The 23846-nt window shown below is 71.1% G+C and carries 24 protein-coding genes; 13 read left to right on the forward strand and 11 right to left on the reverse strand.

All coding sequences use genetic code 11. The features are described 5' to 3' along the window. The 3 genes from EZH22_RS16775 (at window position 1) to EZH22_RS16785 (ending at window position 3276) form a co-directional block, all read left to right on the forward strand. Window positions 1-465, forward strand: coding sequence for a L,D-transpeptidase (locus EZH22_RS16775; protein ID WP_231711010.1), 465 nt, complete (start codon window positions 1-3; stop codon window positions 463-465). Window positions 466-733: 268 nt separating this feature from the next. Further along, complete coding sequence (guaB, locus tag EZH22_RS16780; RefSeq protein ID WP_203191680.1) at window positions 734-2266, forward strand: IMP dehydrogenase; 1533 nt, start codon at window positions 734-736, stop codon at window positions 2264-2266. A gap of 215 nt (window positions 2267-2481) precedes the next feature. Next, window positions 2482-3276 (forward strand): sulfotransferase family protein, encoded by a 795-nt coding sequence (locus tag EZH22_RS16785; RefSeq protein ID WP_203191681.1) that lies wholly within the window; start codon window positions 2482-2484, stop codon window positions 3274-3276. 89 nt (window positions 3277-3365) lie between these two features. On the opposite strand, the gene EZH22_RS16790 is transcribed toward EZH22_RS16785, so the two are convergent. The 9 genes from EZH22_RS16790 to EZH22_RS16830 form a co-directional block, all read right to left on the reverse strand. Then, window positions 3366-3821, reverse strand: a complete 456-nt coding sequence (locus tag EZH22_RS16790) for an ion channel (protein WP_203191682.1) — start codon at window positions 3819-3821, stop codon at window positions 3366-3368. Between the two features lie 110 nt (window positions 3822-3931). Continuing rightward, complete coding sequence (locus tag EZH22_RS16795) at window positions 3932-4231, reverse strand: hypothetical protein (RefSeq protein ID WP_203191683.1); 300 nt, start codon at window positions 4229-4231, stop codon at window positions 3932-3934. A gap of 186 nt (window positions 4232-4417) precedes the next feature. Beyond that, the gene (locus tag EZH22_RS16800; RefSeq protein WP_203196592.1) at window positions 4418-5890 is read right to left on the reverse strand and encodes a Ppx/GppA family phosphatase; all 1473 of its coding nucleotides are present in this window, start codon (window positions 5888-5890) and stop codon (window positions 4418-4420) included. A gap of 52 nt (window positions 5891-5942) precedes the next feature. Beyond that, complete coding sequence (locus tag EZH22_RS16805) at window positions 5943-8153, reverse strand: RNA degradosome polyphosphate kinase (protein ID WP_231711546.1); 2211 nt, start codon at window positions 8151-8153, stop codon at window positions 5943-5945. Window positions 8154-8262: 109 nt separating this feature from the next. Continuing rightward, a complete protein-coding gene (locus tag EZH22_RS16810; RefSeq protein WP_203191684.1) occupies window positions 8263-8997 on the reverse strand; it encodes a P-loop NTPase family protein in 735 nt (244 codons plus the stop codon). Between the two features lie 2 nt (window positions 8998-8999). Then, window positions 9000-10112 (reverse strand): AI-2E family transporter, encoded by a 1113-nt coding sequence (locus tag EZH22_RS16815; RefSeq protein ID WP_203191685.1) that lies wholly within the window; start codon window positions 10110-10112, stop codon window positions 9000-9002. Between the two features lie 80 nt (window positions 10113-10192). Continuing rightward, the gene (locus EZH22_RS16820; protein WP_203191686.1) at window positions 10193-10723 is read right to left on the reverse strand and encodes a CDP-alcohol phosphatidyltransferase family protein; all 531 of its coding nucleotides are present in this window, start codon (window positions 10721-10723) and stop codon (window positions 10193-10195) included. Between the two features lie 404 nt (window positions 10724-11127). Continuing rightward, window positions 11128-12417 carry a UDP-N-acetylglucosamine 1-carboxyvinyltransferase gene (murA, locus tag EZH22_RS16825; RefSeq protein WP_203191687.1) on the reverse strand — a complete coding sequence of 430 codons (1290 nt, stop codon included), beginning with the start codon at window positions 12415-12417 and terminating at the stop codon, window positions 11128-11130. A 64-nt stretch (window positions 12418-12481) separates the two neighbouring features. Then, window positions 12482-12718 carry a hypothetical protein gene (locus EZH22_RS16830; protein WP_203191688.1) on the reverse strand — a complete coding sequence of 79 codons (237 nt, stop codon included), beginning with the start codon at window positions 12716-12718 and terminating at the stop codon, window positions 12482-12484. A gap of 496 nt (window positions 12719-13214) precedes the next feature. Here EZH22_RS16830 and EZH22_RS16835 point away from each other — a divergent pair, with 496 nt between their 5' ends. The 6 genes from EZH22_RS16835 (at window position 13215) to gmk (ending at window position 18085) form a co-directional block, all read left to right on the forward strand. Further along, window positions 13215-13451, forward strand: coding sequence for an acyl carrier protein (locus EZH22_RS16835; protein WP_203191689.1), 237 nt, complete (start codon window positions 13215-13217; stop codon window positions 13449-13451). 109 nt (window positions 13452-13560) lie between these two features. Then, entirely contained in the window at window positions 13561-14823 is a 1263-nt protein-coding gene (gene fabF, locus EZH22_RS16840; RefSeq protein ID WP_203191690.1) for a beta-ketoacyl-ACP synthase II, read from the forward strand. Between the two features lie 230 nt (window positions 14824-15053). Beyond that, window positions 15054-15476 (forward strand): hypothetical protein, encoded by a 423-nt coding sequence (locus EZH22_RS16845; protein WP_203191691.1) that lies wholly within the window; start codon window positions 15054-15056, stop codon window positions 15474-15476. Further along, entirely contained in the window at window positions 15473-16411 is a 939-nt protein-coding gene (gene mltG / locus EZH22_RS16850; RefSeq protein WP_203191692.1) for an endolytic transglycosylase MltG, read from the forward strand. Before EZH22_RS16845 ends, mltG begins: the two co-directional genes overlap by 4 nt. Window positions 16412-16448: 37 nt before the next feature. Then, entirely contained in the window at window positions 16449-17378 is a 930-nt protein-coding gene (locus tag EZH22_RS16855) for a YicC/YloC family endoribonuclease (RefSeq protein WP_203191693.1), read from the forward strand. Between the two features lie 11 nt (window positions 17379-17389). Further along, window positions 17390-18085 (forward strand): guanylate kinase, encoded by a 696-nt coding sequence (gene gmk / locus EZH22_RS16860; protein ID WP_408647609.1) that lies wholly within the window; start codon window positions 17390-17392, stop codon window positions 18083-18085. 265 nt (window positions 18086-18350) lie between these two features. On the opposite strand, the gene EZH22_RS16865 is transcribed toward gmk, so the two are convergent. Further along, window positions 18351-19019, reverse strand: a complete 669-nt coding sequence (locus EZH22_RS16865; RefSeq protein ID WP_203191694.1) for a hypothetical protein — start codon at window positions 19017-19019, stop codon at window positions 18351-18353. Between the two features lie 168 nt (window positions 19020-19187). On the opposite strand from EZH22_RS16865, the gene EZH22_RS16870 reads away from it, so the two are divergent. The 4 genes from EZH22_RS16870 to EZH22_RS16885 all read left to right on the forward strand — a co-directional run bounded on the left by EZH22_RS16870 (window position 19188) and on the right by EZH22_RS16885 (window position 23167). Then, complete coding sequence (locus EZH22_RS16870) at window positions 19188-20114, forward strand: GGDEF domain-containing protein (protein WP_203191695.1); 927 nt, start codon at window positions 19188-19190, stop codon at window positions 20112-20114. Between the two features lie 63 nt (window positions 20115-20177). Continuing rightward, window positions 20178-21092 (forward strand): GGDEF domain-containing protein, encoded by a 915-nt coding sequence (locus EZH22_RS16875; protein WP_203191696.1) that lies wholly within the window; start codon window positions 20178-20180, stop codon window positions 21090-21092. A gap of 178 nt (window positions 21093-21270) precedes the next feature. After that, window positions 21271-21894 (forward strand): terminase gpP N-terminus-related DNA-binding protein, encoded by a 624-nt coding sequence (locus EZH22_RS16880; RefSeq protein ID WP_203191697.1) that lies wholly within the window; start codon window positions 21271-21273, stop codon window positions 21892-21894. Beyond that, window positions 21797-23167, forward strand: coding sequence for a DNA-packaging protein (locus tag EZH22_RS16885; protein ID WP_231711011.1), 1371 nt, complete (start codon window positions 21797-21799; stop codon window positions 23165-23167). Before EZH22_RS16880 ends, EZH22_RS16885 begins: the two co-directional genes overlap by 98 nt. A gap of 242 nt (window positions 23168-23409) precedes the next feature. On the opposite strand, the gene EZH22_RS16890 is transcribed toward EZH22_RS16885, so the two are convergent. Continuing rightward, a complete protein-coding gene (locus tag EZH22_RS16890) occupies window positions 23410-23688 on the reverse strand; it encodes a hypothetical protein (RefSeq protein WP_203191698.1) in 279 nt (92 codons plus the stop codon). Between the last annotated feature and the right edge of the window lie 158 nt (window positions 23689-23846).

Consider the following 23846-nt stretch of genomic DNA (forward strand, 5'->3'; position numbering starts at 1 on the left):
ATGTCGGCGGGCGCGATGCGGAAGGCGGCGGTGTGGGGCCTGAGGCTTGTGCTGGCCGTGCTGGCCGGCCTTGTCCTCGCGGTGCTGCCGGCGCGGGCCGGCACCGCCGCCGTGGTGGCGCGCATCGACCTGTCCAGCCAGCGCATGACGGTGAGCGTGAACGGGATGCCGCAATATTCCTGGCCGGTCTCCACCGCCCGGCGCGGCTACGTGACCCCCACCGGCGCGTACAGGCCCCAGCGCATGTACCGCACCTATTTCTCGCGCAAATATTACAATTCACCCATGCCCTACTCGATCTTCTTCCGTGGCGGCTACGCGATCCATGGCAGCTACGAGGTGAGCCGCCTCGGCGCCCCGGCCTCCCATGGCTGCGTCCGCCTGCATCCGGGCAACGCGGCCACCCTCTACGGCCTGGTGCAGACCTATGGCGCCGGGAACACGGTGATTCTCGTCACGCGCTGACCGCGATCGCGCCGGGCGTGCCCCGCATCCATGGCGCCGCTTGCCCCGGCAGGCGCGGCCGCCGGGAAGCGCGGCGGGGGCACCGTTGCCCGCCCTGCTGCATGGGTGCCCTGCAGCGAATGCCTCGCAACAGGTCTTCTATTCGTCGTGCACACATGGTATCGGCCACTGCCAACTCGTAGCGGGGTGCCAAGGCCTCTTCGGCACCGCATCCCGTTCCGGCCCCGATCCAGCGGTTTGCCTCTCGCACCGCCACCAGGAGTTGGCCATGACCTCCCCGATTGCGAACGTGCCCCCCGTCGTCGAAGCCGCCCCCGGACGTGCGCGCTTCCGCGAGGCGCTGACGTTCGACGACGTGCTGCTGACCCCCGGCGCCTCCGAGGTGATGCCCGGCGAGGTGGAGGTTTCCACCCAGCTCACCAGGACCATCTCCCTCAACCTGCCCATCATCTCGGCCGCCATGGACACGGTGACCGAATCGCGCCTCGCCATCGCCATGGCCCAGGCCGGCGGTATCGGCGTCATCCACCGCAACCTCTCGCCCGAGCTGCAGGCCGAGCACGTGCGGCAGGTGAAGAAGTACGAATCCGGCATGGTGGTGAACCCGGTCACCATCCATCCCGACGAGACCCTCTCCGATGCCCTCACGCTGATGAAGCGCTATTCCATCTCCGGCATCCCGGTGGTGGAGCGCGGCACCGGCGGCATCGCCGGCCGCCTCGTGGGCATCCTCACCAACCGTGACGTGCGCTTCGCCCACAATCCCGACCAGCGGGTGGCCGAGCTGATGACCAAGGACCGGCTCATCACCGTGCGCGAGGGGCAGGTGAACCAGGAGGAGGCCAAGCACCTCCTGCACCAGTACCGCATCGAGAAGCTGCTGGTGGTGGACGACAACGAGCGCTGCGTCGGCCTGATCACGGTGAAGGACATCGAGAAGGCGGTGGCCTATCCCACCGCCGCCAAGGACGAGCAGGGCCGCCTGCGCGTCGCCGCCGCCACCACGGTGGGCGAGGACGGCTTCGAGCGCACCGAGCGCCTCATCGACGCCGGCGTGGACCTGGTGGTGGTGGATACCGCCCACGGCCATTCCCGCAAGGTGCTGGACCAGGTCAGCCGCATCAAGCGCCTGTCCAACAAGACCCAGATCCTGGCCGGCAACATCGCCACGTCCGAAGGCGCGCGGGCGCTGATCGATGCCGGCGCGGACGCGGTGAAGGTGGGCATCGGCCCCGGCTCCATCTGCACCACCCGCATCGTCGCCGGCGTGGGCGTGCCGCAGCTCACCGCCGTCATGGACGCGGTGGAGGCGTGCTACGCCACCGGCACCCCGGTGGTGGCGGACGGCGGCATCAAGTATTCCGGCGACCTCGCCAAGGCGCTGGCGGCGGGGGCTTCCGCCGCCATGGTGGGCTCGCTGCTCGCCGGCACCGACGAGAGCCCCGGCGAGGTGTTCCTGTTCCAGGGCCGCTCCTACAAGTCCTATCGCGGCATGGGCTCGGTGGGCGCCATGGCGCGCGGCTCGGCCGACCGCTACTTCCAGGCGGAGGTGCGCGACACCCTGAAGCTGGTGCCGGAAGGCATCGAGGGGCAGGTGGCCTACAAGGGCCCGGTGGGCGCGGTGCTGCACCAGCTCGCCGGCGGCCTGCGCGCCGCCATGGGCTATGTGGGCGGGCGCACCCTCAAGGAGTTCCGCGAGAAGGCGCAGTTCGTGCGCATCTCCTCCGCCGGCCTGCGCGAGAGCCACGTGCATGACGTGGTCATCACCCGCGAGAGCCCGAACTATCCCACCAGCGTGTGACCGGCGGCGGCCCCGCGGGCCATCGCCCGGAATCGGAACCCGTCCGGCCCTGCCGGGCGGGTTTTTTACAATCCGTTAACAAGACGTAACCGGGCAGCAATCAACTACCGCTTCCTCAACGGTATGACCCAGGGGTAAAACGGGACACGAGGGCGGCTTGGGATCGTGGCTTCGCGGGCGACGCGGGGGTGCGATCCCACGACCGGACTGCTCCCATGGACGTGCCGCCCACCCCGTTTGTGAATTTCGTCGTTGTCGGCGTGCAGAAGGCCGGCACCTCCGCCCTGTTCCACTTCCTGGCGCAGCACCCCCAGGTCGCGATGCCGACCGTCAAGGAGCTGCATTTCTTCGACGATGACCGGCGCTGCTGGGACGCGCCCGACTACCGGGACTACCACGGCCGCTTTCCGCGCCGGCGCGGCTGCGTGGTGGGGGAGGCGACGCCCTCCTACATCTGGTGGCCGGGGGCGCTGGCGCGGCTGGCCGACTACAATCCCCGCCTCAAGGTCATCGCCCTGTTCCGGGATCCGGTGGACCGCGCCCACGCCCACTGGCGCATGAGCCGGGCGCGCGGGCTGGACGCGCTGGACTTCTCCACCGCCATCCGCGCCGAGGGCCGTCGCCTCGACGGCCTCGCGCCCCAGGCGCCGGAGCGCCGGCACCTGTCCTATGTGGCGCGGGGATTCTACGGGCAGCAGGTGGACCGCCTGTATGACGTCTTCCCGCGCCGGCAGGTGCTGATGCTGCGGAAGGAGGACCTCGCCAACGACCACGCGGCGACGCTCGCGCGCGTGTTCGCCTTTCTCGGGCTGCCGCCGGCGAAGATCGAGCCGTGCCGGATCTTCGAAGGCGCCGCGTCCGAGGCGCCGGCACCGCAGGACGTGGCCTATCTCGCCGCCACGTATGCCGCCGACCTCGCGCGCTTCGCGCTCCTCACCGGCCTCCCCGTGTCGGCATGGGCGGGCGGATGCGCGCGCGGCCCGGCTCCTGCCGACGGCCGATGCGGGTGATTCAGCGGCCGTCGTCGCCGTCGGTCATGGCCCGCGCGCCGCGCGGGCGTGCGCCCGCCGGATCGCTCGACGACAAAAGTCCGCCCGCCTCAGTTGGAGCCGGAACCGCCGCGCATGCGGACGACGAACTCCACCAGGAAGGCGGTGGACCACGCCACCATCATCGGGCCGATGAGGGATTCGAACCCGGCGATGGCGCGGAACGTCCGCTCGATGGACACGCCGTCCGCGCCGAGGGTGGTGTAGGTGGAGGTGGAATAGTAGATCGCGTCCTGCGGGTTCGCGATGGCGCCCAGCGCCACATAGGCCGCCGCCCAGATGCAGATCTCGAACAGGTGGGCGAGGCTCAGGCTCAGCACCGTGGTGCTGATGATCACCGCCTCGGTGAACATGTGGTCCGCGTAGGTCTTGCCGCTGATCCGCCGGCTGAGCCGCCGGCGGATGATGGCCAGCGCGATCGCGTGCGAGGTCACCGTGAGCATCGCCAGCGCGGCGCAGACCACCAGCAGCGCCAGGTAGGCGCCCGATCCCAATCCCCCGGTCATGTGCCGTGCCGGCTCCCCTCACCCGTCGCGCGCGGATCATCGCGCCGATGATGAGGTTAGTCCCTTCCGGGGGCCCGGGGAACGCCGCCCCCCGTTCGGGGGTCCGCCCGTCAGCTGCGGCGCTGGTCCTTGGGCGGGGTGACGTCGATCATCTCGCCCTCGGACGGGCGCTCGCCGAAGGGCTGGCCGGTGCGCAGGTCGAACACCCGCACCGTGCCGAAGCCGCCACGCCGCATGGCGGGGGCGCGCCCGGTGAGGAGGGCATAGACGCCCCCGCCCACGACCAGGGCGGTGATGACGATGCCGGCCACGATGATGAGCCCGCCCACCAGGGTGAACAGGGCGAAGCCCACCAGCCCCGCCACCGCGAGGCCCGCGACGCCGCCGAACAGATTGAGAAGCTGTTTCATGGTTGGAATCGTGCCGGGCGATTGGGGCGGACTTGCGACCGCCCCGCCGGCCGGCGGGACGGCCTCGCCCCGCCATCGGGCGGTCTCTTCCCGGCCGCGGCCGGGGACCGGGGCGCCGGCCCAAGTCCAGCTACCCCGTCCAGCTACCCCGTCCAGCTACCCCGTCCAGCTACCTGGTCCAGCGGCTCAGTCCAGCTGCTCGGTCAAGGGCTCGCGGCCGATGAGGCGGGCGAGCTGGCGCAGGCGGTTCTGCACCCGGTCGTTCACCAGCGGTATCAAAGCGCGCGGCACGCCCAGCACCAGCTGCTCGCCGCGGACGGCGAGCGGCATGCGCGGCAGGATGCCCGGCATGGCGGCCGAGAGGATGTAGGCCACCCGCATGGCGCCGCCGAGGATCCGGGCGCGGTCCAGCATGCCGGTGGTGGTGAGCTCGAGGATGCGCGTGTCCGATTCGTCCGCGCCCAGGCCCACGTGCCGGAAGAACACCGAGAGCGCCACATAGGCCCGGCCGGGATGGTCTATGCCGGCGAAGGCGGCGTGGGCGATCATGTTGAGGCTCTGCTCGCCGCGATAGTCGGGATGGGCGCGCCAGCCCACGTCGGCCAGCAGGCAGGCCGCCCGGCGCAGGCGCTTCTCGTCCTCGGCCTCCTCCAGCACCGGGGCGGAGGCGAAGAAGGCGTCGGTCCACGCCACCAGCTCCTCGCCGTGGCGCGGCGAGCGCGAGCGCAGCAGGTTCATCTCCGCCGCCGCGATCAGCAGCGGGTCGCGGGCGCGCTCCTCGTCGGTGAGCAGGGAATAGAGCAGGCCCTCGCGCACGCCGAGGGCGGAGATGACCACCTCGGAGGGGCGGCCCTGCCGGACGATGTTCTCCAGCACCACCGCGCCATAGGCGAGCAGCGGGCGCCGGGCGTCGGAGATCACGTCGATATGGGCAAGGGTCTCGGTGTCGGCCCGGTGGACGATGCGGGTGAAGTCGAGCGCCTCGCGGGCCGGGATCACGTAGCCGTGCATCACGTGCAGCGGGTAGCCCTTCTGGAACATGTGCAGCCGCGCCAGCGCCCGCCAGGTGCCGCCGACGGCGTAGAAGGTGCGCCCGGCGAGGCTTTCCAGCACGCCGGCTTCCGGCATGATGTCCTTGACGATCTTCTCCGCCTTGCGGGTGGAGCGGGCGGAGCGGTCCTGCAAAGCGAGGCCGCCCAGCGGCAGGGTGACGCCGGTGCCCACCGCGAGGCCCTTCACGTCCACCAGCTCGAGGGAACCGCCGCCGAGGTCGCCCACCACGCCGTCCGGCGCGTGGATGCCGGCGACGATGCCGCCGGCGGCGAGCTCCGCCTCGCGCTTGCCGGTGAGCAGCTCGATCCGGGTGCCGCAGATGGCCTCGCACTCGGCGATGAAGGCGGGGCCGTTCTCGGCGTCGCGCGCGGCGGCGGTGGCCAGGGCATGGACCTCGCCCACCTGCATGGCCTCGCACAAGGCGCGGAAGCGCCGCAGCGCCGCGAAGGCGCGGTCCACCGCGTCCTGCGGCAGGCGCCCGGTGGACAGCACCTCGCGGCCGAGGCCGCACAGGGCCTTCTCGTTGAAGATGGGGGTGAGCGCGCGGCTCAGCCCCTCATAGACCACGAGACGCACCGAGTTGGAGCCGATGTCGATCACCGCCACCGGCGGGCCGGCCGGAAGCCGGCCGGGCGCGCGGTGGGGATGATCGTCGACTTCAGCGCCGGACGAAAAGGCTGCGCGGCGAAGAATCTTTGAGAGACTTTCCACGTCCGGACAAGCTCGGGTTGGTCATGAAATATTGATGGGCGTTGAACGGTTCCTCGCCCGGGGCGGGGACTATGCGTTCGGAGGCGCCGTCGGGCAACACCCGCCAGCTCTGCTGGTTGTCGATCAGGTTGGCGACCATGATCTGGTCGAGCACCTGCTCGTGCACGGTGGGGTTGGTGATGGGGCACAAGGTCTCGACCCGGCGGTCGAGATTGCGCGGCATGAGGTCGGCCGAGGAGATGTAGACCACCGCGTTCGGGCTCGGCAACCCGTGGCCGGCGCCGAAGCAGTAGATGCGCGAGTGCTCCAGGAAGCGGCCGATGATGGACTTGACCCGGATGTTCTCCGACAGGCCGGGAATGCCGGGCCTGAGGCAGCAGATGCCGCGGATGACGCAGTCCACCTGCACCCCGGCGGCGCTCGCCTCGTAGAGCGCGTCGATGATCTGCGGATCCACCAGCGAGTTGCACTTCAGCCAGATGGCGGCGGGGCGGCCGGCGCGGGCGAACTCGATCTCGTCGGCGATGTGGTTCAGCAGGCGCGGCTTGAGGCCGGTGGGCGAGACCGCCATGGCGTCGAGCTCGCCGGGGCTGGCATAGCCGGTGATGAAGTTGAAGATCCGCGCCACGTCCTGGGCGATCACCGGGTCGGCGGTGAAGAAGCTCAGGTCGGTATAGATGCGGGCGGTAATGGGGTGGTAGTTGCCGGTGCCCACATGCACGTAGGTGGCAAGCGAGGTGCCCTCGCGGCGCACCGCCATGGACAGCTTGCCGTGGGTCTTCAGCTCGATGAAGCCGAACACCACCTGCACCCCGGCGCGCTCCAGGTCGCGCGCCCAGCGGATGTTGGCCTCCTCGTCGAAGCGGGCTTTCAGCTCGACCAGGGCGGTCACCGACTTGCCGGCCTCGGCGGCTTCCGCCAGCGCCTTCACGATGGGGCTGTCGGAGGAGGTGCGGTAGAGGGTCTGCTTGATGGCCACCACGTTGGGATCGCGGGCGGCCTGGCGCAGGAACTGCACCACCACGTCGAAGGATTCGTAGGGGTGGTGGACCAGGATGTCCTTCTCGCGGATGGCGAGGAAGCAGTCGCCGCCATGGTCGCGGATGCGCTCGGGGAAGCGGGCATTGAAGGAGGTGAACTTCAGGTCCGGCCGGTCCACCGAGACCAGCTGGGAGAATTCGTTGAGGGCGAGCACGCCGTCCACCACGAAGATCTCGTCGTCGTTCACGCCCAGCTCGCGGGCGACGAAGGTGCGCAGCTCCTCCGGCATGGCGGCGTCGGCCTCCATGCGGATCACCTCGCCGTAGCGGCGCTGCTTGAGGGCGGTCTCGAACAGGCGGACGAGGTCCTCCGCCTCCTCCTCGATTTCCAGGTCGCTGTCGCGCACCACGCGGAACACGCCCTGTCCCTTCACCGCATAGCCGGGGAACAGGCGGGTGATGAACAGGCCGATCATCTGCTCGAGCGTGATGAAGCGCAGCGCGCCGGTGCCGAGGTCGCTCAGGCGGATGAAGCGGTCCACCTTGGCCGGAATGCGGATCAGCGCGTTCATGCCCCGCCCGTCCGACTGCCGCACCAATTGCAGCGCCAGCGAGAAGCCGAGGTTGGGGATGAACGGGAAGGGGTGCGCCGGATCGATGGCCAGCGGGGTGAGCACCGGGAAGACGTAGTTGAGGAAGTGCCGCTCCAGCAGCCCGATGTCCTCGGCGGTGGCGTCGGCGCCGTCCACCAGCACCACGCCGGCTCCGGCCAGCTCGCGCCGCAGCTCCCGCCAGCGCGCCTGCTGGTCGGAGATGAGCTGGGTGGCGCTCGCCTGGAGGACCACGAGCTGCTCGGACGGGGTGAGCCCGTCCGGGCTCAGCTCCTGCACCCCCTCGCGCACCTGCTCCTTCAGGCCGGCCACGCGGACCATGAAGAACTCGTCGAGATTGTTGGCGGAGATGGACAGGAAGCGCAACTGCTCCAGCAGGGGGTGATTCTTGTTGGCCGCTTCCTCGAGCACCCGGCGGTTGAAATGCAGCCAGGACAGCTCGCGGTTGATGAAGCGCTGCGGCGATTGCGACAGCGCAAACACGTCAGCGGCTTCCCTCTGCGTCGCTTCCAGCTGCGCCGTGTCGGCGGCGAGTTCCGTCTCGGCGAGCGCGGCGGCCTCGTTCATACCCATGTTCGGTCCCCCGAGAGGTTTGGCCGGACCATGGCCAGCTTAGATGACCACTCTATGACGTCGCCGCCCCGGTCCCGTCGCGTGCGGCCCGCGGCTTGCCGCGTCATTCGTCCTCGTCGTCGGCTTCGCCGGCGCCGCCGGCCTCCTCGCGCAGCGCCGCCTCCTCGCGCAGCACCTGGGCCGCCAGCGCCCGCGTCACCGGCCGCCGGGCGGCGAGCGCGGCGGCATCGATGGCCTCGACGATGCGCTTGGCTCCGGCCACCGTACGCTGCATGCGCAGCAGCAGATACTGCACCGTCGCCTCGTCCACAGCGAGCTGCCGGTCGGCGAACAGCTTCACCAGCACCGCCGCCAGCAGGGCGTCGTCCGCCGGGGCGATCTCGAACACCGGCACCGCCCGCAGCCGCGAGGCGAGATCGGCCGTGGCCAGGACGAACTGCGCCGGCGGCGTGCGGGCGGTCATCAGCAGCCAGGCCTGCTGCTCGCGGGCAAGGTTGAGCAGGTGGAACAGCGCCGCCTCGCTGAAGTCGCCCGGCTCCAGGTCTTCCAGCACCAGCGCGCCGGCGGCGAGGGCCGCGGGCACATCCTCCCGCTGCAGGTCGCGCGCGGCCAGGGTGCGCGCACCCGCGCGCTCGGCGAAGATGGCGGCCAGATGCGACTTGCCCGCGCCTTCCGGACCCACCAGGCACACCACCCGCGCCGACCAGTCGGGAAAGGCGTCGATCAGCGCCAAGGCGGCGGCATTGCCGGGGGCGGCGAGGAAATCCTCGCGATGGAGCGCCGGCCGCGCCGGCAGATCGAGGGGCAGCTGGCGCGGGCGGGGATCGCGGCCGGCCATGCTCAGGCGCTCTCGGGCGGCGGCAGGGCGTCGTCGTCCGGTCCCGTGTAGAGGGAGGACTGGAGGTAGCGGGCAATGGCGAAGCGCACCAGGACGCCGCCCACCGCCGTGAGGGGCACCGCCAGCAGCAGGCCGACGAAGCCGAACAGGTAGCCGAAGGCGAACAGGGCGAACATGAGCCACACCGGATGCACGCCGATCGAATCGCCCACCAGCTTGGGCGAGAGCACGTAGCCCTCGATGGTCTGGCCGGCGACGAAGATGGCGAGCACCGTGCCGATCATGCTCCAGTCCGGGAAGAATTGGACGATGGCGACCCCCATGGCCAGGACGAAGCCGGTGAGCGAGCCCACATAAGGGATGAAGGTGATGACGCCGGAGACGATGCCGATGAGCAGGCCGAAATTCAGCCCCACCATGGACAGGGCCACCGCATAGAAGGTGCCGAGCAGCAGGCACACCAGGGCCTGGCCGCGCACGAAGCCGGCCACCGCATTGTCCATGGAGCAGGCGAGGCCCCGCACCACCGGGCGCTGCGGCACCGGGACGAGGCGGTCCACGAAGCCGATCATCTCGTCCCAGTCGCACAGGATGTAGAATACCACCACCGGCGTCACCACCAGCAGCGCGAACAGGGAGATCAGCGCCTGCCCGCCCGACCAGACCGACGAGAGCAGGCCCAGAAGGTGGCTCACCCCCTGCGTCATCAGGTCGGAGACCGAGCGCTGCATGTCCGGCAGGCGGTCGCCGACGATGCCGCTCAGCCATTCGCGGTTCTCCTCCGTGAGCAGGCCTTGCAGGCGGGTCACGTAGGAGGGCAGGCGCTGGATGAACTCGAACAGCTGGGACGACAGCACCGGCAGCGCCAGCAGGAAGAACAGCAGCACCACCAGCAGCATGATGCCGACCACCACGAGGGCGGACAGGGTGCGGGCGATGCCGACGCGTTCCAGCCGCGTCACCACCGGATTGAGGAAATAGGCGAGCACGATGCCGGCGACGAACGGCAGCAGGATGCCGGCCAGCAGCCACAGCGCCAAGGCGGTGAGCAGGAGGGCGCCGACCCAGAAGCGGATCTGCAGCCGCATGGGCAGCGCGGCGTGCGCATGCGCCATCCCCACGCCGGGCGGCGTGGCGGCTTTCGGGGCGCGGGGGCTTGGGCCCTGCGGGCGCTGCTCGCCCGATGGCTCCCCGGTCAGCTTGCCATATGGCGCGTCCATGCGGCGAGATAGGCAGCGGCGGAAAGGCCCGTCAAGACCCCGACCAGAACGAGCCCCAGCTGGAACAGCCCCGGAAGGGCCAGTCCGAAGCCGCTGGAGGCCAGCACGAAGGCGGCGAAGGCGATCTGGATGGCGGTGTTCACCTTGGACACCAGCAGCGGGCTCATGGCCACCGGCTTGGCCATGACCAGGGACAGCACCACCGCGCCGATGATCATCACGTCCCGCGACACCACGGCGATGGCGACCCAGCGCGGAATCAGGCCCGCCACCGCCAGCGACACATAGATGGAGATCAAGAGCGCCTTGTCCGCCACCGGGTCGAGATAGGAACCGAGCTCGGTCTGCAGGTGGAAGCGCTTGGCGATGAAGCCGTCCAGCGCGTCCGAGATGCCGGCGGCCAGGAACAGCCAGAAGGCGATCAGCGGCTCGCCCGAGGCGATGGCCCAGACCACCAGGGGCACCAGCAGGATGCGGATGAGGGTGATGATGTTCGGCAGGCTCACGCCACGCCCTCCGGGGTGGCGGGGGCGCCGGTGTCGCGGGGGTGGCCGGCGCGCCGGGGTAGGATGCCCGAATTCAAAACCATCTCGTGCCCCGGCCGGCTGGAGCGCCAGCGGAAGGAGAGCCGGGGCCCCGCGCAAGGGTTTGCCGCAGGCGGCGCCATCAGAAGGCGGCTCCGGCGGAGAGCGCGGAGGATATCGCCCGCTGCGCGGACATTTCCCACGGGCCCCGGATCGGCGCTCCGGCTGCGCCGTCGCGGGTCCGGGGAACGGGGCCGTGAGGGGGATGGCGGGCGGGCCGGGGCCCGCAGAGGCGGCCGCGCCCCACGCCCCGGACCGGAGGACGCCGCCCGCCGCGGGCTTCGCTCAAGCTGGAGCACGGCCTTTTTGCCCCTGTTCCCGTGGGCTCAGCCGCTGATGCGCTCGATCTCGGCGCCGCAGCCGGACAGCTTCTCCTCCAGCTTCTCGAAGCCGCGGTCGAGGTGGTAGACGCGCTGCACCATGGTCTCCCCCTCCGCCGCCAGCCCGGCGATGACGAGGGAGACGGAGGCGCGCAGGTCGGTGGCCATCACCGGCGCGCCGGTCAGGCGCTCCACGCCCTCCACGGTGGCGGTATCCCCGTCCATGTGGATCTTCGCCCCGAGGCGGGCCAGCTCCTGCACGTGCATGAAGCGATTCTCGAAGATGGTCTCGGTGATGCGCGAGCGGCCCCTGGCCTTGGTCATCAGCGCCATGAACTGGGCCTGGAGGTCGGTGGGAAAGCCCGGATAGGGAGCGGTCGCCACGTCCACCGGCAGGATGCCGGCGCCGTTGCGGCGCACCCTTATGCCCTCGTTGGTGGCGTCGATCTCCGCCCCGGCCTGGCGCAGGGTCTCGAGCGCGCCTTCCAGCAGGTCCGGCCGGGCGCCGGCGAGCATCACGTCGCCGCCGGTCATGGCCGCGGCCATGGCATAGGTTCCGGTCTCGATGCGGTCGGGCAGCACCGCATGGCGGGCCGCCTTCAGGCGCGCCACGCCCTCCACGCGGATGGTGGAGGTGCCGGCGCCCTCGATGCGGGCGCCCATCTTGATGAGGCAGTCGGCGAGGTCGACGATCTCCGGCTCGCGGGCGGCGTTCTCGATCACGCTCTCGCCACGGGCCACGGAGGCCGCCATGAGCGCGGTGTGGGTGGCGCCCACCGACACCTTGGGGAAGACGATGCGGGCGCCGATGAGCCCCTTCGGCGCCTTGGCCACCACGTAGCCGGCATCGATCTCGATGTCGGCGCCGAGCGCGCGCAGCGCATCGAGGTGGAAATCCACCGGCCGGGTGCCGATGGCGCAGCCGCCGGGCAGCGAGACCCTGGCCACGCCCATGCGGGCCAGCAGCGGGCCCACCACCCAGAAGGAAGCGCGCATGCGCGAGACGAGGTCGTAGGGCGCGGTGGTGTCCACGATCACCCGCGCGTCGATCTCCAGCGTCTGGCCGGCGAAGGGATCGTCGCCGTTGCGCTTGCCGTTGGTGGTGATGTCCACCCCGTGATTGCCGAGAATGCGCTGGAGCAGGGCCACGTCGGCGAGGCGGGGCACGTTCTCCAGAATCAGCTTCTCCTCGGTGAGGAGGCTCGCGATCATCAGCGGAAGCGCCGCATTCTTGGCGCCGGAGATGGGAATGGAGCCCTTCAGCTCGTTGCCGCCGACGATGCGAATCTTGTCCATGCCGATCCAGTCCCGGGCTCGGGCCGGCGCGGTGGGCCGCCGGCTTCATATCAAGGGAGAAGCTCTAGCCCGGCTCGTCGTCCGGCACAATCGGCGGCTCACGCGGCGTGAGCTTGGCACTACCTGGGCTTGCAGCCTCCTCGGCGCCGCCGCCGCGCGGCTCCCCCGGTTCTGCGGCGGCCTTGCGGCCGCGCGGCTCCCCGGGTTCTGCGGCGGCCTTGCGGCCGCGCGCTTGCTCCTTGCGCCGCGCGAGGTTCGCCCGAAGCGCAGCGGCGCGCCTGTCCGACTTGTCCTTTTCCACCGGCGGTCCTTTCGGGGCGGGGGTCGTCGCAATCCTCGGTAGCGAGGCGCGATCCCCCGCGCAAGATGACGCGCCCGGCGAGGCAGGCGCGGGCCGCGGGGCTGGCCGGGGGCCGGCCAGGGGCGGGAAAACATCGCTTTTGCTTGAATTTCACGCGCTCACGGGAGAGGATCGCCGCCGGCCCGGCACCCGCTTGCACGCGGGACGGGCAGGGGCACCGGCGGTTCGCCTCGAACTCGCACGCGCACCGGGCATGAGCCTTACTGGCCTTGCCGCGGGGAGTGTGCTAACGAGCCGCATTGCTGGGCTGGGTAAAGGCGCAAACAAAGGCTCGCCACCCGTGTGCGGCGCGAGGACCGGCCAGCCGGATCCGCGCTTTCCTCTTGACGGAGGGGGCTCGCGACGGAGGGGGCTGGGCACGGCGGAAAAAAGGCATTATGCCCTCCTCCAGCCGCCGAACGGCAACGGGATTATCCGAACAACGAGGGTTGCATCGATGAGTGACATCGCCGAGCGGGTGAAGAAGATCGTCGCGGAGCATCTGGGGGTCGAGGCCGAGAAGGTCACGGAAAACGCTTCCTTCATCGACGATCTCGGCGCCGACAGCCTCGACACCGTGGAACTCGTGATGGCCTTCGAGGAGGCCTTCAACTGCGAGATCCCGGACGATGCCGCCGAGACCATCCTGACGGTCGGCGACGCCATCAAGTTCCTGGAAAAGAACGCGGCTTGATCTTCAGGCGCCTTCACCCGACGGTCGCGCGGCGCTCTGCGCCCGCGGCCGTTGTTGCACCGGGCTGCGCCTGTGGCGCGCAATCGGCCCGCCTCCCGGAGTTTTCCTCATGAGACGTGTTGTCGTCACCGGCCTCGGCATGGTGACGCCGCTCGGCTGTGGCGTCGAGCCGACCTGGCGGCGGCTGATCGCCGGCGAGAGCGGCGTGAAGACGGTCGAGCATTTCGACGTGTCGGACCTCGCCTGCAGGATCGCCGCGAACATCCCCCGCGGCGACGGCTCCGACGGCACCTTCAATGCCGACCAGTGGATGGAGCCGAAAGAGCAGCGCAAGGTGGACGAGTTCATCGTCTTCGCCATGGCCGCCGCCACCCAGGCCCTGGACGATGCCGGCTGGCATCCCTCCACGCATGAGGACCAGATCAGCACCGGCGTGCTGATCGGCTCCGGCATCGGCGGCATCGAGGGCATCGCCGACGCGGCCCTGGTGCTCAAGGAGCGCGGGCCGCGCCGCATCTCGCCCTTCTTCATTCCCGGGCGCCTCATCAATCTCGCCGGCGGCTACGTCTCCATCGCCCACGGCCTCAAGGGCCCGAACCACGCGGTTGTCACCGCCTGCTCCACCGGCGCGCACGCCATCGGCGACGCCGGCCGGCTGATCGCGCTGGGCGATGCGGACGTGATGGTGGCCGGCGGCACCGAATCACCGGTCGGCCGCCTCTCCATCGCCGGCTTCGCCGCCTGCAAGGCGCTGTGCACCTCCTTCAACGACGATCCCACCCGCGCCTCGCGGCCCTATGACCGGGACCGCGACGGCTTCGTCATGGGCGAAGGCGCCGGCGTGGTGGTGCTCGAGGAGCTGGAGCACGCCAAGGCGCGCGGCGCCAGGATCTATGCCGAGCTCGTGGGCTACGGCCTCAGCGGCGACGCCTACCACATCACCGCCCCGTCCCTGGACGGCGACGGCGCCTATCGCTGCATGTCGGCGGCGCTGAAGCGGGCGGGCATCGCGGCGGACGACCTCGACTACATCAACGCCCACGGCACCTCCACCATGGCCGACGAGATCGAGCTCAAGGCGGTGGAGCGGGTGCTCGGCAACGCGGCGGCCAAGACCGCCATGTCGTCCACCAAGTCGTCCATCGGCCACCTTTTGGGGGCGGCGGGCGCGGTGGAGGCCATCTTCTCCATCCTCGCCATCCGCGACCAGGTGGCCCCCGCCACCCTGAACCTGGACAATCCGTCGGTGGAGACCCCCATCGATCTGGTGCCGCTCACGCCGAAGGCGCGCAAGATCGACACGGTGCTCTCCAACTCCTTCGGCTTCGGCGGGACCAACGCCTCGCTGATCTTCCGCCGCCCCGACGCGTGACGGCGGGGCCTCCCGGCGCCGGAGCGGGCGTTGCGGGGCGCCGTCCGGCCGGGCGGATCAGGAGGGATTCACCTTCCGGGCGGAAATCCGCGCGGTGCCGCCCGGTGGCCGATGCGGCGGCGTAACCTGCCGCCGTTGCGCCCGAATGTGCCTTTAGCAAGCCATCCATGCCGTGGCAGACTGGCTTGAAGCGTCACCGCGTGCCTTCGCCGACCACACGGGAGCCCGGTATGGCCCAGTCCAACGACGGATCACAGCAGGCCGGGGCGCCGGAGGGCGCGGAGCCGCACGCCGATTCGTCATCCGCCGGCGACGTGTCGCGCCAGCCCGGGGCGGCCGGCGCCTCCGCCGCAGGGCAGGTTCCGCCTGAGGTGCCGCCGGAGCCGGCGCCGCCCGAGCGTGTGCCGCCCGAGCCGGCGCCGCGGAAATCCCCCGTATCGAGGACGACCGTCGCCCATCCCTCGGGCCGGTCTGCCGCCGCCCGCGCGGCGGCTGCGCCCAAGCCCTCGCGCAGCGCCCGCCATCCCGCCGTCACGATCATGAGCGGCATCTTCACCTTTCTGCTGTTCCTCGCCGTCGGCGGCGGGCTCATGGCCTGGTCGGCGGAGCGCGCCTTCTACGCCCCGGTCCCCTCGCCACCGAGAAGGTGGTGAACATCCCGCGCGGGGCGGGCGTGCGCGACATGGGCGACATCCTCGAGCGCGAGGGGGTGATCGGCAACGCCCTGTTCTTCGTCGCCGGCGTCGCCGGCCAGAAGCTGGTGGCCAGCCAGAAGGGCACCGGCGAGGGGGACGGCCCCAAGCTCCAGGCCGGCGAATATGTGTTCAAGCCGGCCCAGTCCCTGGCCGGCGTCATCGATACCATCACCTCCGGCAAGGTGGTGGTGCACCAGATCACCATTCCCGAGGGGCTGACCAGCCAGCAGGTGGTCAAGCGCCTGATGGACAACGAGCTGCTCACCGGCACCCCGGCGGTGCCGGTGGAAGGCTCGCTGCTGCCCGAGACCTACCGCATCACCCGTGGCCAGTCCCGCGACGAGGTGCTGAAGCAGATGGCCGAGGCGCAGCGCAAGGTGGTCGCCGCCATCTGGGCCAAGCGCGCCAGCGACGTGCCGCTGCGCTCGCCGCAGGAGCTCGTCACCCTCGCCTCCATCGTCGAGAAGGAGACCGGCAAGGACGAGGAGCGCCAGCGGGTGGCGGCGGTGTTCGTCAACCGGCTCGGCAAGAAGATGAGGCTTCAGTCCGACCCCACCATCATCTATGGCATCGTCGGCGGGCGCGGCTCGCTCGGGCGGCCGATCAGCCGCACGGACATCTCGACCCCGACCGCCTACAATACCTACGCCATTGACGGATTGCCGCCGGGCCCCATCTGCAATCCGGGGCGCGAGGCGCTGGCGGCGGCGGCCAACCCGGCCCGCACCCGGGACCTGTTCTTCGTCGCGGACGGTACGGGCGGCCACGCCTTCGCCGAGACGCTGAACGACCACAACAAGAACGTCGCCCGCTGGCGGGCCATCGAGCAGGGCGCGGCGACGCCGCCCGCTCCGGGCCAGCCGGCGGCGCCCGCGCCGGCCGCGGGGAACTGAGCACGAGCGCCGGGCCGGGGCGCTCGCGGGATCGAACATGAAGCGCGCCTCCGTCACCACCGCCGGCCGCCATCTGGCCGCCGCTCCCCTTGCCAGCATGACCGGCTTCTCCCGCGTGGCCGGCTCGCACGGCGCGTGGCGCTTCGGCTGGGAGGTGCGGGCGGTGAACGGCAAGGGCCTGGACCTGCGCCTGCGCCTGCCGCCGGGCTTCGAGGCGCTGGAGGCGGACGTGCGGGCGCACACCGGCCAGGCGCTCAGCCGCGGCTCGGTCTCGGCCACCCTCAGCGCCACCCGCGAGGGCGAAGCGAGCACCGTGCGGGTCAACCAGTCGGCGCTGGAGGCGCTGTTTCGCGCCGTCTCCGACAGCGCCCGCCGGCTCGGCGCGCCGGCCCCCACCCTCGATGCGCTGCTCGCGGTGAAGGGCATGGTGGAGATCGCCGAGGCCGAGGAGAGCGAGGACGAGCGCCGCGCGCTCATCGGCGCCGTCTTGTCCGCCTTCGACCAGGCGCTGGCCGAGCTCGGCGCCATGCGCGCCCGCGAAGGCCGTGCCCTGCACGGCGTGCTGTCCGAGCGGCTCGACGCCATCGCCTCCCTCGTCTTCCGGGCGGAGCGCCTGCCGGAGCGCTCGCCGGAGCAGGTGAAGGCGCGCATCGCCGACCAGGTGCGGGTGCTGATGGAGGCGGCCAACCTCGATCCGGACCGGCTGCACCAGGAGGCGGTGCTCGCCGTCACCAAGGCGGACGTGCGCGAGGAGCTGGACCGGCTCGCCGCCCACCTGTCCGCCGCGCGCGACCTTCTGGCCGTCGGCGGGCCGGTGGGGCGCAAGCTCGACTTCCTGGCGCAGGAGTTCAACCGGGAGGCGAACACCTTGTGCTCCAAGTCCAATTCCGTGGCGCTGACGCAGATCGGGCTTGACCTGAAGCTGCTGGTGGACCAGTTCCGCGAGCAGATCCAGAATCTTGAGTGAAGCCTGACCCGATGCCCAACTCCGCCGCCTCGTCCGTGTCGTCCCATTTCGCGCTGCCGGGGTGGAAGAAGGGCGCGGGCGTCCTTGCCCGGCGGGGACTGATGCTGGTGCTCTCCTCGCCGTCGGGGGCGGGCAAGACCACCTTGTCGCGCAAGCTTCTGGCGACCGACGAGCGCATCACCATGTCGGTCTCCGTCACCACCCGCCCGCCGCGGCCCGGCGAGGTGGAGGGCAAGGACTATTATTTCGTCGACGTGCCCACCTTCCAGCGCATGCGCGAGGAGGGCGAGCTGCTGGAGCACGCCGTGGTGTTCGACAATCTCTACGGCACCCCCCGCGCGGCGGTGGAGGCGGCGCTCTCGGCCGGCCGGGACGTGCTGTTCGACATCGACTGGCAGGGCACCCAGCAACTGGGCGAGAGCGCGCAGCAGGACCTCGTGAAGGTCTTCCTGCTGCCGCCCTCCGCCGCCGACCTGGAGCAGCGCCTGCGCACCCGGGCGCAGGATTCGGAGGAGGTGGTGCACCAGCGCATGGCCAAGGCCTCCGACGAGATCAGCCACTATACCGAGTATGACTACATCCTCATCAACCATGAGGTGGAGGACAGTCTCGCCAAGCTCACCGCCATCCTGCAGGCGGAACGGCTGAAGCGGCGCCGCCTCACCGGCCTTTCGAGCTTCGTGAAGAGCCTGCGCGACGCGCTCTGAGGCGCGCGCGGCCCGTCCACCACCGTCTGATCGAGCCGCCGCGGCATTCACCGATAGCGCCGCCTTCGGCGCGCCCTTGCGCTGGGCTCCGGCTCTCCTTGCGCTGGCGCTCCAGTCGGCCGGGGCGCGGGAGCGCCCGGTTCCCCGGCCCAGCGAAGGCGCAGCCTGAGCGCCGAGCCGGGGCCCGGGGAAACGTCCGCGCAGCGGGCAGGACCTGCCGGGGTTTCCGCCAGAACCGCTTTCTGACAGGCCGCCTTCGGCGCCCCTAGCGCGGCGGCGGGAAGGAGAGGACGCCGGAGGTGTAGCGCTCGATCAGGGCGCTGAACGGCGTGCCGTCCGGCAGTGTCAGCACCGCCCGATGGGCCAGCACCAGAGGCGGCATGGCCAGCACCGCGCCGGGCGCGGCGGCGGGCGGGGCGCCCTCGGCCGGCGTCCACAACAGGCGTGCCTCCAGGGTGCGGCGGCGAAAATCCAGCGGGCGCACCACCTTGCCGAACGGCGTGTCGGTGCCGTCGAGGGTGGCGTTCATCTCCGCCGTCAGGCGTTCCGGCAGATAGAAGTTGTCCGCTTCCGACAGGATGGTGGCGCCGCACCGTAGCTGCACGCGGCGGTGGCGGATCGGCGTGTCGGGGCCCGCCCCGAGCAGGTCGCGCACCTCCTGCGGCGCCGGCCCCTCGGCGGAGCGCACGCGCTCGGCCCGGACCTCGCCGCGCGCGGCGATGCCATGGGCGCCGCACCAGCGCTCCAGCGTGGCGGTGGCGCTGGGCTGCGCCAGCAGCTCGGCGTTCAGCGCCTCGATGGCCGCCTGCGCCGCCCGCCGCGCCTCCGGCGTGTCCGGCCAGGCCAGATCGCCCGGCGCCAAAGCATGGGCCGGGGCGAGCATGCCGGCGACGACAATGAGCGACAGCAGCGCCGGCCATCCGAACTGGGACATCGAAGCTCACGTCTGGTTGCGGGATCCACCAAGGCGGCCCGTTTTCATAGCGCATGTTGCGGTGCGAAGCCATGGATGGCGGTGCGATGGCGACGGCGCGCCCAAAGCGCACATGGACTGCACGATATGCTGCCAGCATCGTGCATTTGCGATATAATAGCTTTGTCCATGAGCGAAATTTCCGACCAGCTCCTTGCGCTCTACGAGACCACGCCGGTTCTCGTCGCGGCCTATGACGCCTTCGATCGGCTGCGCTATGCCAACGCCGCGTTCCGCGCCGCCTTCCACGTCGAGCCGGGCGAGGCGCCCACCTGGGCCGAGCTGATGCGCCGCAACCACCGGATGGGACGCGGCACGGTAGTCAACACGCCGGACATGGAAGCGTGGCTGGTCTCCACCATCTCGCGGCGGGGCAAGGAATCCTACCGCGCCTTCGAGACCGACCTCGCCGACGGCCGCTGGCTGCTGATGACCGAGGCGGTCTCGGCGGATGGCTGGATGCTGTGCATCGCCTCCGAGATCACCAGCTTCCGGCCCGACGAGCGCACGGTGCGCCAGGACCGCGACCTCGCCTTGCGCGCCGCCCATACGGACGACTTGACCGGCATTTCCAACCGCCGCTTCGTCACCGCGCGGGTGGGCGACATGCTGGCGCCGGGCGGTCCCGGCGGCGGGTGCCTGTGCGTGCTGGACCTGGACAATTTCAAGTACATCAACGACCGCTACGGCCACCAGGCGGGCGACGTGATCCTGCGCGACTTCGCCACCCGCATCAATGGCCAGGTGCGCCGCTCGGACTGCTTCGGCCGGGTGGGCGGAGAGGAGTTCGTGCTGGTGCTGCCGGCCACCGGGGTGGTGGAGGCCGAGCTGATCGTCGAGCGCATGCTGGCGGTGGTGCGCCTGTCGCGCCCGTTGCCGCAGCGGCCGGATTTTGCCTACACCTTTTCCGCCGGCATCGCCGAGGCCCGCCCGGACGACAGCTTTTCCGACATCTACGGCCGCGCCGACCGGGCGCTCTACGTGGCCAAGATGGAAGGGCGCAACCGCATCCACGTGGACGACGAGATGGCCCCGCCGGCCGCCGGGGTGGGGTGAGCGGCGCTCGCGCCGGTTCAGCCCGTGCGCGGCGCGCCGACTTGCACTATCCTTGCCCGACGCATGACCGAGCTTCTCGACCATACCCGCGCCCTGTACGAGATCACGCCGCTCCTCGTCGCCCTTTACGACCCCTCCGACCGCATGCGCTACGCCAATGCGGCCTGCCGCGCCGCGCATTTCATCGCGGAGGGCGAGACCCCCACCTGGGAGGAAATGGTGCGCCGCAACCATGCGGCCCGGCGCGGGGTCGTCATCACCACCGCTGATTTCGACGCCTGGGTCGTTTCCACCCGGTCTCGGCGGGGCAAGGTGCCCTACCGGACCTTCGAGACCGGGTTTTACGACGGCCGCTGGGTGCTGGTCACCGAGACCGTCGCCGAGAACGGCTGGATGCTGACCATCGCGGTGGACGTCACCGCCTTCCGCAGCGACGAGCGGGCCGTGCGGCAGGACCGCGACCGCGCCATCTCCGCGTCCCACACGGACGAGCTCACCAGCGTCTCCAACCGCCGCTTCGTCGCCGCGCGGGCCGCCGACATGCTGGCGGCGGGTGGTCCGGGCGGCTGCCTGTGCGTGCTCGACCTGGACAATTTCAAGTACATCAACGACCGCTACGGCCATCAGGCCGGGGACTGCATCCTGCGCGACTTCGCCGTCCGCATCGTCGGCCAGGTGCGCCGCTCGGACTGCTTCGGCCGGGTGGGCGGGGAGGAGTTCGTGCTGGTGCTGCCGGCCACCGGGGTGGTGGAGGCCGAGCTGATCGTCGAGCGCATGCTGGCGGCGGTGCGGCTGTCGCGGCCGCAGCCCGAGCATCCGGCCTTCGCCTATACCTTTTCCGCCGGCATCGCCCAGGCGCGGGCGGGGGACACCTTCGCCGACATCTACGGCCGCGCCGACCGCGCCCTGTATCTGGCCAAGCTGGACGGGCGCAACCGGGTGCGCATCGATCCTTCCGCCACCGGCGGGACAGGCTGAGGCGTCGCGATATGAGGTTTTTTTCCTAGAATAGGAATTTATCCATTGACAGCGTGACGCTGCCCCGGTAGCTTTTCCCCATGTTCGAGACGTGTGCCTGACAGGCGCCGCTCGCGGCGCCGGGTGGATCATCACCGGGGCGCCGGCCCCTGGGGCCTCCTTCTTTCCGGACATGCTCATGCGCAAACCGTTGACGCCCGGCAAGGCGCCCGCGATGGCGGGCGTTGCGCGCCGGCTCTATCTCGACGGCGTGGCCGTGGCGGAGATCGTCCGCCGCACCGGCCTGAAGCGCGCCAGCGTCTATTACTGGGCCGACCGGGAGGTCGCGCCCGACGGCAGCGTGACGCTGCGCCCCGCCGCCCGCCGCCGGGCGGATCTCGTGGAGGCCGCCGCGGCCGCCCCCGATGCGCCGGGACGGATCGCGCCCGCCGCCGAGCCGCCCACACCGGGAAAGCCGGCGCGGGGCCGGTTGCTCATCCGGCTGTGGCGGGCGGCGGAACGCCAGCTCGACGAGATCGAGGCACGGCTCGCCCACGCCGCCGTTCCGCCCGCCGAGGGTGAGCCGCAGTCGCCGCGCGCCGCCGCCGACAGCGAGAAGGATGCCCGCGCCCTGGCGGTGCTGGCGCGCACCCTGCGCGAGCTCTCCGCTCTGGAGGCCGAGGCGCGCAAGAGTTGGCACGACAGCAGGAAGGGCAAGGCCGAAGATGACGCCGTCCGAGACCTCGACACCTTCCGCCGCGAGCTTGCGCGCCGCCTTGATCGCCTGCGCCAAAGCGGGGACGGCGCGGAGCCTGCTGGCTGACCTGCCGGAGGACGAGGCGGCGCAGCTCCTGGCCGACTGGGAGCTGTGGGCGAGGCCCGACCAGCTGCCGCCGCAGGTGGCGCAAGGCGGGGCGAGTTGGTCCACCTGGCTGGTGCTGGGCGGGCGCGGCGCCGGCAAGACCCGCGCCGGCGCCGAATGGGTGCGCGGCCTTGCCCTCGGCCGCAAGCCGTTCGCCGACCGGCCGGTGGGCCGCATCGCCTTGGTGGCGGAGACCATGTCCGACGTGCGCGAGGTGATGGTGGAGGGCGTCTCTGGCGTCCTCGCCGTGCATCCGCCGGCCGAGCGCCCGCGCTGGGAGCCCACCCGCCGGCGCCTCGAATGGCCCAACGGCGCGGTGGCGCAGGGCTTCTCGGCGGAGGACCCGGAAAGCCTGCGCGGCCCGCAATTTTCCGCCGCCTGGCTGGACGAGCTCGCCAAGTGGAAGCGGGCCGAGGCCACCTTCGACATGCTGCAGTTCGGCCTCAGGCTCGGTGAGCAGCCGCGCCAGATGGTCACCACCACGCCGCGCCCCACCGCGCTGCTGCGCCGGCTCCTCGCCGATCCGGCGACGGCGGTGACGCGGGCGAAGACGGCGGACAACGCCTTCCACCTCGCCCCCACCTTCCTCGGCCAGGTGCTGGCGCGCTATGGCGGCACCCGGCTCGGCCGGCAGGAGCTGGACGGCGAGATCATCGAGGACCGCCCCGACGCCCTGTTCTCCCGCCCCGCCTTGGAGGCCTTGCGCGAGGCGGCGGCGCCGCCGCTGGCGCGCATCTGCGTGGCGGTGGATCCGCCGGCGTCCTCCCGCGCCGGGGCCGACGCCTGCGGCCTCGTCTGCGCCGGCATCGACGCGGCGGGGGTGGTGCACGTTCTGGCCGACGAGAGCGAGCGCGGCCTGCGCCCGGCGCAATGGGCGGCGCGGGCGGTGGCGCTCTATGCCCGCTTCGAGGCGGACCTCATCGTCGCCGAGGTCAACCAGGGCGGCGAGATGGTGCGCGCCGTCATCGCCGAGGTGAACCCCGCCGTTCCGGTGGAGCAGGTGCGGGCGACGCGCGGCAAGTATCTGCGCGCCGAGCCGGTGGCCGCGCTCTACGAGCAGGGCCGGGTGCGCCATGCGGGCGCCTTTCCCGCTCTGGAGGACGAGATGTGCGACTTCGGCACCGACGGCCTCTCCTCCGGCCGCTCGCCGGACCGCCTGGATGCGCTGGTGTGGGCGGTGACCGCCCTGGCGCTCGGCCCCAAGGCCGGCGCGCCGCGGGTGCGGGGGCTGTGAGGGTTTCCCCCGTTCCCCGGACCAGCGAAGGCGCAGCCTGAGCGCCGAGCCGGGGCCCAGGGGGAGAAGTCGGCGAAGCCGGCGATATCGGCGGCTTTCTCCGAGGGAGCCGCCTTCGGAGGACCTTCGCGCTGGACCCCGCATTCTCCGGTCATGCCGCCTTCGGCGAACCCTTGCGCTGGGCCCCGGCTCTCCTTCCGCTGTCGCTCCAGTCGGCCGGGGCACGAGTCCCGCAGCGGGCTTCAGCTGCCGCCGATGATGTCCGCGCCCACCGGGATCTCCACCTGCACGCACAGGCCGGTGACGCTCTGGCCCGGGGCGAAATCCGGCCAGTTCTGGTTGCGCTTGAGGCTGGCGCCGAGGCAGCCGCGCTCGGTGCGGTAATAGCCGATGATCTGCTGCGAGGTCTGGCTGGTCATATAGGGCGCCGTGGCATAGGCGCCGGGCGCATAGCCCATGGCACCGGAGGCGACGGGCTGGAGCGTGGTGGTGGTGACGATGAGGACCAGGGCATAGAGCATGGCGCCCTCCCGATGCGGCCCCCATGCCCCGATCCATCACCGGGGCCATCCGCACCCTGACTTATACGCCTGTTCGCCCGGCGACGATACGAGGTCGGCGCGACAAGGCCGACGATGCGAGGTTGCCGCCGCCGCACGGCGGGCAGGGTGCTGTTTCC

The organism is Xanthobacter dioxanivorans (genome assembly GCF_016807805.1).
GTDB classification, from domain to species: Bacteria; Pseudomonadota; Alphaproteobacteria; order Rhizobiales; family Xanthobacteraceae; genus Xanthobacter; species Xanthobacter dioxanivorans.